The sequence below is a fragment of the Paraburkholderia kururiensis genome (genome assembly GCF_034424375.1).
Classification (GTDB): Bacteria; Pseudomonadota; Gammaproteobacteria; order Burkholderiales; family Burkholderiaceae; genus Paraburkholderia; species Paraburkholderia kururiensis_A.
Genome location: NZ_CP139965.1, coordinates 5722355 through 5735124, shown reverse-complemented (window position 1 = coordinate 5735124; position 12770 = coordinate 5722355). Strand labels below are relative to the sequence as shown.

Below are 12770 nucleotides of genomic sequence, written 5' to 3'. Positions count from 1 at the left end.
CCGCCATCGAGTCCGCTGGATGCCTACCCGACCTCGACGCGGTTGCGGCCCAATTGCTTGGCCCGGTAGAGTGCCCGGTCCGCGCGTTTCATCAACGCGTCGACATCGCGCTCGCCTGCTTCGCACGTGACGACGCCGATGCTCACGGTAAACGGAATCGGCGTGAGACGCCACACGTGCTCGAAATCCTGTTGTTCGATGCGCTTGCGCAGTTGCTCGGCCACCGCATGCGCGACGTCGGCATCCGCGCCGGGCAGCGCCGCCACGAACTCCTCGCCGCCCCAACGCGCGAATACATTGGCGTCCTGCATGACGGACATGCCCACCTTCGCGAGCACGCGCAGAACTTCGTCGCCGGCATCGTGCCCGTAGCTGTCGTTGATCTTCTTGAAGAAGTCGATGTCGAGAATGAACGCCGACAGCGCGCCGTCGGCGCAAAGCGCCTTATCCACGAAATCCACAAACTCGCGGCGATTCGGCAGGCCAGTCAACGCATCGGTTCCCGCCTGCTTCTTCAACTGCTCCATGAGCTGCGCGCGATCGGTGATGTCGCGCACGACCGCGGTGAACTCGGTTATGCCGTTCACGTCGATCTTGGAGATCGCGATTTCGACCGGAATGACAGAGCCATTCCGGTGCCGTCCGTACACGCTGTTGCTGCCGTCCATACGCGGCGGCGTGACCTGCCGCTCGCTCATCTGTACCGTGTTCGCAAACTGCCGCACGCGCTGCGCGTGGCCCGCGCGAAACCGCTCGGGCAACAGCATTTCGATGGGTTGCCCGAGCACCTCTGCCGACGTATAGCCGAACAGGTTCTCGGCCGCGCGATTGAAGAGCGTGATGTTGTGCTGCTGGTCGATCGCGACGATGGCGTCGTAGGCCGAATCCACCACCGCGCGATAACGCGACGCGCAGGCTTCCATTTCGTTCGCGCGCGCCGCGTTCGGCTCAGCCCTCACGCCGGTCACGAGTATTTCGCGCGCCGTCGTGCCGTCACGGCCATGGGCGACCGGTTTGAGCGAGAGGCGCCAACGCTGCACGCTGCCGCTGTGAACATCGCGAAATTCGCAGGCCTGTGCTTTCGGCGCAGCGTCCGCCGCGAAGCAGGCTTCCAGCGTCTTGCGCAGGTCCGGCTGCCGGCCACGAGGAACCAGCGAATCGAACGGAACGGGAAATGTCTGCGTATCTGGAAGCGCGGCGCCGATCATCTGCAGGAAAGCGTCGTTGCACGCCGTGACGACAAGCTCGCCGCGCTCATCCCGCCCGACCATGGCAACGCTGATCGCCACGCCTTCCTCGAACTCGTGAGGGGGGTTGGGAGAGTGGGACATAGTCGTACCTTGCTGGAGCGTTATACCGTTTCGATCCAGGTATGGTACGAGAAATTGTTGCCTACAAAGCTTACAGAATTTTCGGCAAGCGGCGAGGCGGTTTTATAGCTGCGCCTCGATGGCCGCCTTGTCGATCACGGACCACACCTGGGCGATCTTTCCGTCGCGAAACGCGTAGAACACGTTCTCCGCGAAAACGATGCGCCTGCCTTCGACGGGTAGCCCGAGGAAACGATGCCGCGGCGTGCAGTCGAACGCCAGACGGCTCGCGACAAGAGGCGGTTGCGTCACCAGCCGTTCGACGACGAAGCGAAGGTCCGGTATGTCGCAGACGTTTTGTTCCAGCATGTCGCGATAGCCGGCAAGGCCGATGCGCCGACCGTTGTGAACGACGTCGTCGCTCACGAACCGGCCGAGCGACGCCCAATCGCGCCGGTTCAGGCAATCCACGTAGTCTCGATAGATCTCGCTCAGGTTCGGCTCGTTCACGATAACCTCCTGTCGCCGCGCAGTGGAGATGAATCGTGATCGTAGACCAAACCCAGCTGCTACGCTTGTTTCGGATGCCTGAACATGTTGCCCGCACGCCTTGCTTACATGCTTTGCCTACATGCGTTCCACGCGAAATACCGCGATGGCCGCATTCAACTGCCCCGCCTGCTCCTCCAGCGAGTGCGCCGCGCCCGCAGCCTGCTCGACTAACGCCGCGTTCTGCTGCGTGACGCGGTCCATTTGCGCCACGGCCTGATTGACCTGTTCGATACCCTTCGACTGCTCGTGCGACGCAGCGGCGATCTCGCCCATCAGGTCGCTGACCCGTCGAACCGAAGCCAGAATCTCGGTCATCGTCTCCGTTGCACGGTGAACCTGCCTCGCACCGGTCTCCACGCGATCGAGCGAATTCGTGATCAACTGTTTGATCTCTCTCGAAGCGGCCGCGCTGCGCTGCGCGAGCGAGCGCACTTCGCTCGCCACCACCGCGAACCCGCGTCCCTGTTCGCCGGCGCGTGCGGCCTCGACGGCCGCGTTCAGCGAGAGGATGTTGGTCTGAAACGCGATGCCCTCGATCACGCCGATGATTTCGGACATCTTGCCGGACGACTCGGAGAGGCCGCGCATGGTTTGCACCGCTTCGCGCGCCGCCTCGTTGCCCTGCTCCGTCAGCAAAGCCGTACTGCACACCACCTGATTGGCCTGTTTCGCGTTGTCGGCATTCTGGCGAACCGTCGATGTCAGCTGCTCCATGGATGCGGCGGTTTCTTCCAGCGACGCGGCCTGATCTTCGGTGCGTCGCGACAGGTCCACGTTGCCCGCCGAAATTTCATGCGTGACCGTGCTGATCGACCGTACACCGTCGTGCACCACGCCAATGGTCTGCACCAGCCGCGCCTGCATAGCCTGCAGACCGCTCATCAACTGCCCCATCTCGTCGCTCGAATGGACCTCGACGCGCGTAGTCAGGTCGCCTTCGGCAATCGCGCTGAAATGCCCGAGCGCCCGCGCGAGCGGCGTGCCGATGGCCCGCTGCAGCGACCACCATGCGAACGCCGCCGCGGCGAGCGCCACCAGAATGCCGGCGACGGCGATTTCGACGAACGCGTGAAAGCGGGCTTGCGCGGCATCGAAGGTGGCGCGCGCCGCGTTGGCCTGGATGCGGTCGAGCGCGTCCATGCTGTCGGACACATCGATGAAGAGCGACGGCGGCATCTGGCGCCAGACGTCGACGATCTTCGTCGCGTCGCCCGTCTCAATGGCGTTGAACATCGGCTCGAGGCCGCTTTTGATGAGCGCATCGAACTTCGTGTTTGCGTCGGCCGCGCGCTGCGCCTCATCGGCGCCGGAAGACGGCAACGCGCGATACGTGTCCCATGCCCGCTTCGATGCGGCGAGCAGTTCATGGGCCGTCTGTGTTTGCTGCGCCACGTCGGGGCCCGAAGGATCGAGCGCGATGCGATACAGCCAGAGGCGCGTTCGCGAAAGCGCCACGTTGGCCTGCCCCAGCGCCTCTGACGACGCCAACCGGTTCGAATAGAGATCGTTCATATCGCTATTGCCCATCGACACGCCGACCACGCCCATGAGGCCGCCGACAACCAGCAATGCACCGAGAAAACTCATCGCGAGCGCGAGACGTACGCGAATACTGATGTTCTTGACCATGAGGGGAAAACGCTATGCGCAGAAGGAAGAAGAGGCCGCGCAACACCGAAGCGTTGCAACGACGTGCGAGGCATGTTGTCTCGCTAACGGCCAAAAACCGCTTGCATTGATGTGCGATCAGGAAGACACCTCTCCTGACGAAGACCTTGATCAGCGATCCTGAATTCATTCGGCTCGGAGGCCGCAGGGAAGGTCGCACGCGGCATGCGCGCGGAAAACAAAAGCCCGCGAGCGTTCGATCTCTCGCGGGCCTTCTTCGACTCATCTCACCTCACGCAATGCAATGCGTTGCGTGGTATTGCATTGCGTGGGAGCAATCCTGGTGCCGGGGACCGGACTCGAACCGGCAAGCCGTTAAGCGGCGGATTTTCTTCACACCACGTCTTTCGACGCCGTCTGCGAAAAGCGTTGCGCTTCGTGCAAACGTTCGTGCGCTGGACTATGCCTTCGCCATCGCGCTCGCGCCGTTGCCCGCAAGGGCCGATCGGCGCATCGCCTTAGGCGCCCCCCGTCTAGTCTCTACACCTTCCGCGCCTCGCGTTGTCGCTACGCGGGCGGGCTTGGCTCGGCGTTGCCTCGGCGGCGCACACGCGGTGTTGCGTGGGATGTTGCGTGCGTTCGCGCCAGGGGGTTCGCCGAATTTGAGGGGTTCTGCACCGGCCGTTTCCGGCCGGGCACTCAATTTTTCAAGTCCGCTATGTTTACCAATTTCATCACCCCGGCAGGGCGGACGCGATTCTACCATTGGCTCGAACCGCGGCCCAAAACCGTCATCGCGCCGTCATACATGCTGCCGATAATGCGCTCGTCGAAAACGTTTACATCCATCGGCGAGCAGCATGAACCCCACTATCAAGGACGTCGCCGCGCACGCGGGCTTTTCCATCGCCACCGTGTCGCGCGCCATCAACGCGCCGCACACGGTGAACCCCGTGACGCTCGAAAAAGTGCGCGAGGCCATTGCCGCGCTCAACTTCCGTCCCAGTCCGCTCGGGCGCCAGTTGCGCGGCGAACGCACGCGGCTCGTCGGCGTCGTGCTGCCCACGCTCGCGAACCCGGTGTTCGCCGAATGCCTGCAAGGCATCGACGAACTGGCCTCCGCGCAGGGCTACCGGCTTATGCTGATGACCACGCAATACGACGCGGACCGCGAGCGGCACGCCATCGAGACCCTGCGCGCCCAACGCGTGGACGGTCTGATCCTCACGGTCGCCGACGCGGACACGCATCCTCTGCTCGACGAACTCGACCGCAACGGTCCGCGCTACGTGCTCATGCATAACGACACGGTGCGCCGCCCGTCGGTCTCGGTCGATAACCGCCTTGCCGCGTACGACGGCGTGCGCATGCTGATCGCGCACGGCCATCGCCGCATCCTGATGCTGGCCGGCACGCTCGCGGCGTCGGACCGCGCGCGACTGCGCTACACGGGCTACGCGCAGGCCATGGAGCAGGCGGGCCTCACGCCCATGCCCGCACTCGAAATCGATTTCAACGCCGACGAACTCGCGCCTTCGGTGCTCGCGCATCTGACCAGCCCCGCCAACGGCGCGGCACGCCCCACGGCCCTCTTCTGCAGCAACGACCTGCTCGCCATGGTGGTGATGCGCGGCCTGCGCCGCGCGCGCTTCGAGGTGCCGGACAACATGTCGATTCTCGGCTTCGACGGCCTCGCGATGGGCGAACTGCTCTCGCCGCCGCTCGCGAGCATCTGCACGCCGAACCGCGAGATTGGCTGCGCCGCGTGGGAGCGCCTGATCGCGCGCCTCGACGACACGTATGCCGACGCATCGCTCACGTTGACGCTGCCGCACACGTTGCGCGAAGGCGCGACGATCGCGGCCATCGCGAGCAGCGACGCCGAACCGCGCAAACGGTCCGTGCAGGCGCTGCCCTGACGGCATCCGGCAACGCATGCAGAGCGTGATGCCTTCCAGGGCGTCATCGCCTGCGCGACGAATACAAGAGCACGCAGCATCGCCGACACCGCGCACCGTTCGCACTGCGCGCGCGACGGCCTCGACGTACCTATCGACAACAATCAACCGCTTGACCCTGTCCTCTCCCGCCACTCTCGCACCACGTTACGAAGGAGCCCCGCAGTGACCCGCCGTTCCGCTTCCGCTCATCCGCTTGGCCGCGCCGCCCGAAAAGGCGCCGCGGTTCTGTTCGCCGCCGCGACCACATTCGCCTCGGCCTTCGCGCTCGTCGTCCCGCAAGCCGCGCACGCCGAAGAAACCGCGATCTGCTACAACTGCCCGCCCGAATGGGCCGACTGGGCCAGCCAGATCAAGGCCATTCAGGAAAAGACCGGCATTCGCGTGCCGTTCGACAACAAGAACTCCGGCCAGTCCATCGCGCAATTGATGGCCGAGCAGAAGAGCCCCGTCGCGGACGTGGTCTATCTCGGCGTCTCGTCGGCGTTCCAGGCGAAGGACAAGGGCTTGATCCAGCCGTACCGTCCCGCGCATTGGGACGACATTCCCGCCGGCCTCAAAGACCCGCAGGGCTACTGGTTCGCGATCCACTCCGGCACGCTCGGCTTCTTCGTCAACAAGGACGCGCTGGAAGGCAAGCCCGTGCCGCGCTCGTGGGCCGACCTGCTCAAGCCCGAATACAAAGGCATGATCGGCTACCTCGATCCGTCGAGCGCGTTCGTGGGTTACGCGGGCGCGGTGGCGGTGAACCAGGCGCTGGGCGGCACGCTCGACAACTTCGAGCCCGGCCTCGACTGGTTCCGCAAGCTGAAGGCCAATGCGCCCATCGTGCCGAAGCAGACCGCTTATGCGCGCGTGCTCTCGGGCGAAATTCCGATCCTGCTCGACTACGACTTCGACGCGTATCGCGCGAAATACAAGGACCACGCCAACGTGGAATTCGTGATTCCGCGCGAAGGCACGATCGCCGTGCCCTACGTGATGAGTCTCGTGAAGGGCGCGCCGCATGAGGCGAACGGCAAGAAGGTGCTGGACTTCGTGCTCTCCGACGAAGGCCAGAAGCTCTGGGCCAATGCGTATCTGCGTCCGGTGCGCGCAAGCGCGATGTCGGCCGAAACCGCCGCGAAGTTCCTGCCGGCGAGCGACTACGCCCGCGCCAAGCCTGTCGACTTCGCGAAGATGGCCGAGAAGCAGCAGAGCTTCGGCGAACGCTATCTGCAAATCATGCATTGATCGCATGCATTGATCGCCGCCTGGTTTCGACCCGGTCACGATCGGCTCTCGCAGCAGCGCACGGGCACGCCTCACGCCATACCCGTGCGCTGCAAAAAGCTGGTTCGTTATCCAAAGTTTTTACCCCTACACGCATTCAACGGCACCCGCATGCACGACATCACGTTCCCGCTACGCTGGCGCATCGCGCTCATTGCCCCCGCGCTCGCGGTGTTCATCGCGTTCTGGCTGCTGCCGATGGTGGCGCTCGTGCAGGTCAGCGCGGACCACCACTTCTTCGCCACTTACGCGGCGCTGCTCACGAACGCGCGCTACATGAAGAGCCTTGCGGCCACGATCATGCTCTCGGCCGCGGTGACGGCGACCACGCTCGTGCTCTCGGTCATCGCAGGGCTGCTGCTCGCGCGCCGCGAGTTTGCAGGCAAACGCACGCTCGTCGCGCTGCTCACGTTTCCGCTCGCGTTCCCCGGCGTGGTGGTGGGCTTCATGGTGATCATGCTGGCGGGCCGCCAGGGGCTGATCGGCGCGCTCGCGCTCAAGCTCACGGGCGAGCGCTGGGTGTTCGCCTATTCGATGGCCGGGCTCTTCATCGGCTATCTGTACTTCTCGATTCCACGCGTGATCGTGACCGTGATGGCCTCGGCCACGAAGCTCGATGCCTCGCTCGAAGAGGCCGCGCGATCGCTGGGCGCTTCGCCGTGGCAGATCATGCGCGACGTCGTGCTGCCCGCGCTCTCGCCTGGCCTGATCGCGGCGGGCGCGGTGTGTTTCGCGACCGCGATGGGCGCATTCGGCACGGCGTTCACGCTCGCCACCGACATCGACGTGCTGCCCATGACCATCTACACCGAGTTCACGCTCAACGCGAACATGGTGACGGCCGCGGGGCTTTCCATCGTGCTCGGCCTCGTCACCTGGGCCGTGCTGGCCTGCGCGCGCAGCGCGACGGGCTCCGCTGTGGCGGCTACCGCATGAACGCGCCCGAGTTGCCGCGAGACTCCAACGCCATACCGACGAACCCGTCCGCTTCCGCCATGTCTTTCACGCCCTCTTCTCTTTCGACGGCTTCCGCGCATTCGCGGACGAGGCCGCCTGCCCCCACCACGCCGCCGTCCACGCGCCGCCGCGCGGCACGCCTGCTTTCGTCGCGCACGCTGCTGGCCTGCGGACAATGGGCCGTCACGCTGCTGCTCTGCGCGTTCCTGATCGTGCCTATCGTGATGTCCGTACTCGCGGGCCTCACCGTGAACTACTTTCAGGGCGTGGCGAGCGGGCTCACGCTGCGCTGGCTCGTCGAAGTGTGGACGCAATATCACGCGTCCGTGTTCCTTTCGCTCGAAGTGGCCGCGGCCACGCTCGCCGTCACGCTGCTGACGGGCGTGCCCGCGGGCTATGCGCTCGCGCGCAGCCGCACGCGTTTCTCGCGGGTGGTCGAGGAACTGCTCGTGCTGCCCATCGCGCTGCCCGGGCTCGCGTCCGCGCTCGCGCTGCTCGTCGTGTATGGCGGCTTCACGATGTTTCGCATGAGCGTGGCCTTCATCGTGGTGGGCCACGTGGTGTTCACGCTGCCCTTCATGGTGCGCGCCGTGGCCGCCGTGTGCGCCGCGTCGGACCTGCACACGCTCGAAGAAGGCGCAGCGAGTCTCGGCGCCACCTTCTTCCAGCGCTTCTTCACGATCGTGCTGCCCAACGCGCGGCCCGGCATCGTGGCGGGCGCGCTCGCGGTGCTCACGCTTTCCATCGGCGAGTTCAACCTCACCTGGATGCTGCACACGCCGGACACGAAAACGCTGCCCGTGGGCCTCGCGGACACCTACGCGTCGCTGCGCATCGAAGTGGGCAGCGCCTACACGATTCTCTTCTTCATCATGACCATGCCGCTGCTCGTCGCGATGCAATGGCTCGGCGTCGACGCAACGGGCATGCGGCACGTGCGCAACGCAAGACGCAACGCCCCCGCCCAAAGCGACGCAGGCGACGACAGCGCACCGGCCGCATCGATTGCACAAGGAAACCCGCAATGAAACTGGACTCCATTCCGATCACGCTCACGCGCTGCGCGAAGACCTTTCGCGGCACGCGCGTGCTCGAACCGCTCGACCTCGCCATCGGCGCCGGTGAAACGCTCGTGCTGCTCGGCCCGTCGGGTTGCGGCAAGACCACGACGCTGCGCATGATCGCGGGCCTCGAAACGCCGGACGCGGGCGGCACGGTCTCATTCGGCAACGAGGACGTCACGGCGCTGCCCATCGAAAAGCGCCAGGTGGGCATGGTGTTTCAGAGCTATGCGCTGTTCCCGAACCTCACGGTGCGCGGCAACATCGGTTACGGGCTGCGCATTCAGCGCGTGCCCGCGGCAGCGGCGCGCGAACGCGTGGATGAACTGCTCGCGATGATGCGGCTCGAAGCGCACGCGGAAAAGCCCATCAGCCAGCTTTCGGGCGGCCAGCGTCAGCGCGTGGCGCTCGCCCGCGCACTCGCCATGCAGCCGCGCGTGCTGCTGCTCGACGAACCGCTCACCGCGCTCGACGCCCGCCTGCGCGACGCCTTGCGCAGCGAGATGAACGCACTCTTGCGGCGGCTCGGCATCACGACGGTCTACGTAACGCACGACCAGGCCGAAGCGATGGAACTGGGCGACCGCATCGTCGTGATGAGCGCGGGGCGCATCGAGCAGATCGGCACGCCGCGCGACATCTACTATCGGCCGGCGAACCGCACGGTCGCGCAGTTCGTCGGCACGATCAACCGCCTTGCCGGCATCTGGCGCGACGGCCTGTTCGCGACGAGCGGCGGCGCCGTGCCGGTGCCCGGCGCGCTCGCGGCACACGCTGCCGGCAGCGGTGCGCCGTCGGGCGAGCTGTTCTTCCGGCCCGAAGACGCCTACCTCGCGGACCCGGCGCAGGCCCACCTACGCGGCACCATCGAGCACGCCGCGTTTCTCGGCGAGCGCACACGGCTCACCATCGGCGGCGCCGCGCCCGATGCGCTCGTGGTGGACGTGGCCGGCCGCATCGAACTCGCGCGCGGCACGCCGGTGGGCCTTTCGCTCGCGGACCACGCGCTGGTCGCGCTCGCCTGAAGGCGGCCGCTTAAAGCGTTCGCTCGAAGGCCTCGAACCGCCACCCGCTCAACCGCTGCAACCCACCGGGAGAAACCATCATGCTGCTCGCCCAGATCAGCGACCTGCACATCAAGCGGCCCGGGGCGCTCGCGTATCGCCGCGTGGATACGGCCGCGAGCCTGGCGCGCTGCATCGCCCGACTCAATGCGCTCGCGCCGCGGCCCGACGCGGTGCTCGTGACCGGCGACCTCGTCGATCTCGGCACGCCCGAGGAATACCGGCATCTGCGCGCGCTGCTCGATACGCTCGACCTGCCGTGGTATCTGCTCGTCGGCAATCACGACAACCGCGCGGCGCTGCGCGAGGTGTTCGCGGATCGCCCCGAACTCGCAGCCGGCGGCGAGTTCGTGCAATACACCGTGGACGTCGGCCCGCTGCGCGTAATCGCGCTCGATTCGATGCTGCCTAGCCAGAGCCCCGGCACGCTCTGCGACGCGCGGCTCGCGTGGCTGGAAGGCGAACTGGCGGCGGCCGCGGGCAAGCCCGTGGTCGTGGCGCTCCATCATCCGCCGTTCGCGTGCGGCGTGAGCCACATGGACCGCCTGCGCCTCGCGCCCGATGCATCGGCCCGGCTCGCGGCCCTGCTGGCACAGCATCCGAACGTGGAGCGCGTGCTCTGCGGCCACGTGCATCGGCCCATGTTCGTGCGCTTCGGCGGCACGATTGCGTGCGCCGTGCCGTCACCCGCGCATCAGGTGGCGCTCGACCTGCGCGACGACGCGCCTTCGGCCTTCGTGCTCGAACCGCCCGCCTACGCGCTGCATCGCTACGACGCGGCGGCAGGCCTCGTCACGCATCACGCCTACGTGGACGAAGCGGAGGGGCCGTATCCGTTCTTCGAGCCGTCGGGAGCGTTGATCGATTGAGGGCTTGAGGTGGGGCGCAATGCGTGCCGCGGCACGCGCTGCGAGCCCGCCAGCAGGATCGGCGGGGGTCCGGTATGATCGGCCGCTCGATGTCGGTCGAATTCCGGGCGTGCCGCCACGCCCGATCCCACGCCTAGCCGCCATGTCCACACCCGCTACCGATTCGCCCGCCGCCGGGCGTTCGCTTCCCGCGCTGCTGTTCCTGCTGGCCACCATTGCCGGCGTGGCGGTCGCGAACATCTATTTCAACCAGCCGTTGCTCGACGACTTCCGCCAGTCGTTCCCGCAGGACGCCTCGTGGATCGGCGCGGTACCCTCCGCCACGCAACTGGGCTACGCGGCCGGCATGCTGCTGCTCGCGCCGCTAGGCGACCGGTTCGACCGCAGGCGGCTGATCCTGCTGCAGATCGCCGGCATCTGCGTCGCGCTGCTCGTGGCGGCTACGGCCTCGACGCTCGCCGTGCTGGCGGGCGCGAGCCTCGCCATCGGCATACTCGCCACCATCGCGCAGCAGGCGGTGCCGTTCGCCGCCGAAATCGCGCCGCCCGCCGCACGCGGCCACGCGGTGGGCACGGTGATGAGCGGGCTCTTGCTCGGCATCCTGCTCGCGCGCACGGCGGCGGGCTTCATCGCCGAATACTTCGGCTGGCGCGCGGTGTTCGGCGCATCGATCGTCGCGCTCGTCGTGCTCGCGGCCGTCATCATGATGCGGCTGCCGCGCAGTCAACCCACCTCCACGCTCGGTTACGGCAAGCTGCTCGCCTCGATGTGGCATCTCGCGGTGGAACTGCCCGGCTTGCGCCAGGCGTCGCTCACGGGCGCGGCGCTGTTCGCCGCGTTCAGCCTGTTCTGGCCTGTGCTGACGCTACTGCTCGCGGGGCCACCGTTTCATCTCGGTCCGCAGGCCGCGGGGCTCTTCGGGATCGTGGGTGCGGCCGGTGCGCTCGCGGCGCCGCGCGCGGGCAAGTTCGCGGACAAGCGCGGACCCCGCGCCATCATCACGTTCGCCATTGCGCTCGTCGCGCTGTCGTTCGTGATCTTCGCGTTTTCGGGCGCAAGCATCGCGGGGCTCGTGGTGGGCGTGATCGTGCTCGACGTGGGCGTGCAGGCCGCGCAGATCTCGAACCAGTCGCGCATCTACGCGCTCAAGCCTGAGGCGCGCAGCCGCGTGAACACGGTCTACATGGTGGCGTACTTCATTGGCGGCGCCATCGGGTCGGTAGTGGGCACGACCGCGTGGCGCCTCTCGGGCTGGACCGGCGTGTGCATCGCCGGCCTCGTGTTTGCGGGGCTGGCCGCGTGGGCGCATGCGGCGCGCCACGAGAAGGGGCTCGCGGCGTCGTGAGGGCGGCGTACGCGTGAGCGCAGCAGCGTGCAGGAGAGCGCTGGCGCACCCGGTATAGCGAGGACATAGCGAGCCATGCATGCGCGCACGCCGGGCCGTAGCGCGTACGCAAACGCGGCAGCCCGCGTGGCCTTGGCATCATGCCGGCCACGCGAGCACCGCGCCGCTGCCGATCTCCGTCGCCGCCCCTCCGCTTACCTTCAGCCGCGCTGGTCGAGCAGGTCGGCCATGTCGTCCGCGTGCTCTTCTTCCACCGCCAGGATCTCTTCGAAGATGCGCCGCGTCGTCGTATCGCTGTCGCCCAGGTAGCGAATGATCTCGCGATAGGTGTCGATGGCGATGCGCTCCGCCACCAGGTTTTCGCGAATCATGTCCGTGAGGTCCGCGCCCGGCTTGTACTCCGAGTGCGAGCGCGCAGCGAGCCCGTCCGGCGCGAAGTCCGGCGCGCCGCCCAGTTGCACGATGCGCTCGGCAAGACGGTCCGCGTGCTCCTGCTCTTCCGATGCGTGCTGCGCGAATTCCTCGGCCACCGCTTCGGAATGAATGCCCTTCGCCATGAAGTAGTGACGCTTGTAGCGCAGCGTGCAGACAAGCTCGGTGGCGAGCGCGTCGTTGAGCAGTTTCAGCACGACTTCGCGATTCGCGGTGTAGCTCGATGTGACGGGCCCTTCGTCCATGTGCTGGCGCGCCTGCTCGCGGATCTTCTTCAGATCGAGCACGAACGGGTCTGTAGATTTCGACATTCTGGCCGCTCCTCGTTACGGTTGGGGTGAG

The 12770-nt window shown here is 66.5% G+C and carries 11 protein-coding genes; 7 read left to right on the top strand and 4 right to left on the bottom strand.

The window, feature by feature from the left end; all coding sequences use genetic code 11:
• Positions 1-23 precede the first annotated feature (23 nt).
• The 3 genes from U0042_RS25745 to U0042_RS25735 all read right to left on the bottom strand — a co-directional run bounded on the left by U0042_RS25745 (position 24) and on the right by U0042_RS25735 (position 3491).
• Positions 24-1331: a sensor domain-containing diguanylate cyclase gene (locus U0042_RS25745; RefSeq protein ID WP_114814261.1), complete on the bottom strand. Its 1308-nt coding sequence runs from the start codon at positions 1329-1331 to the stop codon at positions 24-26.
• 102 nt (positions 1332-1433) lie between these two features.
• Positions 1434-1820, bottom strand: a complete 387-nt coding sequence (locus tag U0042_RS25740; RefSeq protein WP_114814262.1) for an ester cyclase — start codon at positions 1818-1820, stop codon at positions 1434-1436.
• A gap of 117 nt (positions 1821-1937) precedes the next feature.
• On the bottom strand, positions 1938-3491 hold the full coding sequence (locus U0042_RS25735) for a methyl-accepting chemotaxis protein (RefSeq protein WP_114814263.1): 1554 nt from the start codon (positions 3489-3491) through the stop codon (positions 1938-1940).
• Positions 3492-4330: 839 nt separating this feature from the next.
• Here U0042_RS25735 and U0042_RS25730 point away from each other — a divergent pair.
• The 7 genes from U0042_RS25730 (at position 4331) to U0042_RS25700 (ending at position 11996) form a co-directional block, all read left to right on the top strand.
• Positions 4331-5389 carry a LacI family DNA-binding transcriptional regulator gene (locus tag U0042_RS25730; protein ID WP_114814265.1) on the top strand — a complete coding sequence of 353 codons (1059 nt, stop codon included), beginning with the start codon at positions 4331-4333 and terminating at the stop codon, positions 5387-5389.
• 267 nt (positions 5390-5656) lie between these two features.
• Positions 5657-6661 (top strand): ABC transporter substrate-binding protein, encoded by a 1005-nt coding sequence (locus tag U0042_RS25725; protein ID WP_232833541.1) that lies wholly within the window; start codon positions 5657-5659, stop codon positions 6659-6661.
• Between the two features lie 150 nt (positions 6662-6811).
• Positions 6812-7636 (top strand): ABC transporter permease, encoded by an 825-nt coding sequence (locus tag U0042_RS25720; RefSeq protein WP_114814267.1) that lies wholly within the window; start codon positions 6812-6814, stop codon positions 7634-7636.
• Entirely contained in the window at positions 7633-8685 is a 1053-nt protein-coding gene (locus U0042_RS25715) for an ABC transporter permease (protein WP_419150466.1), read from the top strand. The genes U0042_RS25720 and U0042_RS25715 overlap by 4 nt, the downstream gene beginning before the upstream one ends.
• Positions 8682-9743 carry an ABC transporter ATP-binding protein gene (locus U0042_RS25710; protein ID WP_114814268.1) on the top strand — a complete coding sequence of 354 codons (1062 nt, stop codon included), beginning with the start codon at positions 8682-8684 and terminating at the stop codon, positions 9741-9743. The genes U0042_RS25715 and U0042_RS25710 overlap by 4 nt, the downstream gene beginning before the upstream one ends.
• An 80-nt stretch (positions 9744-9823) precedes the next feature.
• Positions 9824-10651, top strand: coding sequence for a phosphodiesterase (locus tag U0042_RS25705; protein ID WP_114814269.1), 828 nt, complete (start codon positions 9824-9826; stop codon positions 10649-10651).
• Positions 10652-10793: 142 nt separating this feature from the next.
• Entirely contained in the window at positions 10794-11996 is a 1203-nt protein-coding gene (locus tag U0042_RS25700; protein ID WP_114814270.1) for an MFS transporter, read from the top strand.
• Positions 11997-12196: 200 nt separating this feature from the next.
• Here U0042_RS25700 and U0042_RS25695 read toward each other — a convergent pair whose 3' ends face one another.
• Positions 12197-12739, bottom strand: coding sequence for a ferritin-like domain-containing protein (locus U0042_RS25695; protein WP_114814271.1), 543 nt, complete (start codon positions 12737-12739; stop codon positions 12197-12199).
• Between the last annotated feature and the right edge of the window lie 31 nt (positions 12740-12770).

Bases quoted from the DNA above. Each gene is read 5' to 3' on its own strand.
- U0042_RS25745 (WP_114814261.1), bottom strand. From the start codon at position 1,331: ATGTCCCACTCTCCCAACCCCCCTCACGAGTTCGAGGAAGGCGTGGCG.
- U0042_RS25735 (WP_114814263.1), bottom strand. From the start codon at position 3,491: ATGGTCAAGAACATCAGTATTCGCGTACGTCTCGCGCTCGCGATGAGT.
- U0042_RS25730 (WP_114814265.1), top strand. From the start codon at position 4,331: ATGAACCCCACTATCAAGGACGTCGCCGCGCACGCGGGCTTTTCCATC.
- U0042_RS25720 (WP_114814267.1), top strand. From the start codon at position 6,812: ATGCACGACATCACGTTCCCGCTACGCTGGCGCATCGCGCTCATTGCC.
- U0042_RS25715 (WP_419150466.1), top strand. From the start codon at position 7,633: ATGAACGCGCCCGAGTTGCCGCGAGACTCCAACGCCATACCGACGAAC.
- U0042_RS25710 (WP_114814268.1), top strand. From the start codon at position 8,682: ATGAAACTGGACTCCATTCCGATCACGCTCACGCGCTGCGCGAAGACC.
- U0042_RS25705 (WP_114814269.1), top strand. From the start codon at position 9,824: ATGCTGCTCGCCCAGATCAGCGACCTGCACATCAAGCGGCCCGGGGCG.
- U0042_RS25700 (WP_114814270.1), top strand. From the start codon at position 10,794: ATGTCCACACCCGCTACCGATTCGCCCGCCGCCGGGCGTTCGCTTCCC.
- U0042_RS25695 (WP_114814271.1), bottom strand. From the start codon at position 12,739: ATGTCGAAATCTACAGACCCGTTCGTGCTCGATCTGAAGAAGATCCGC.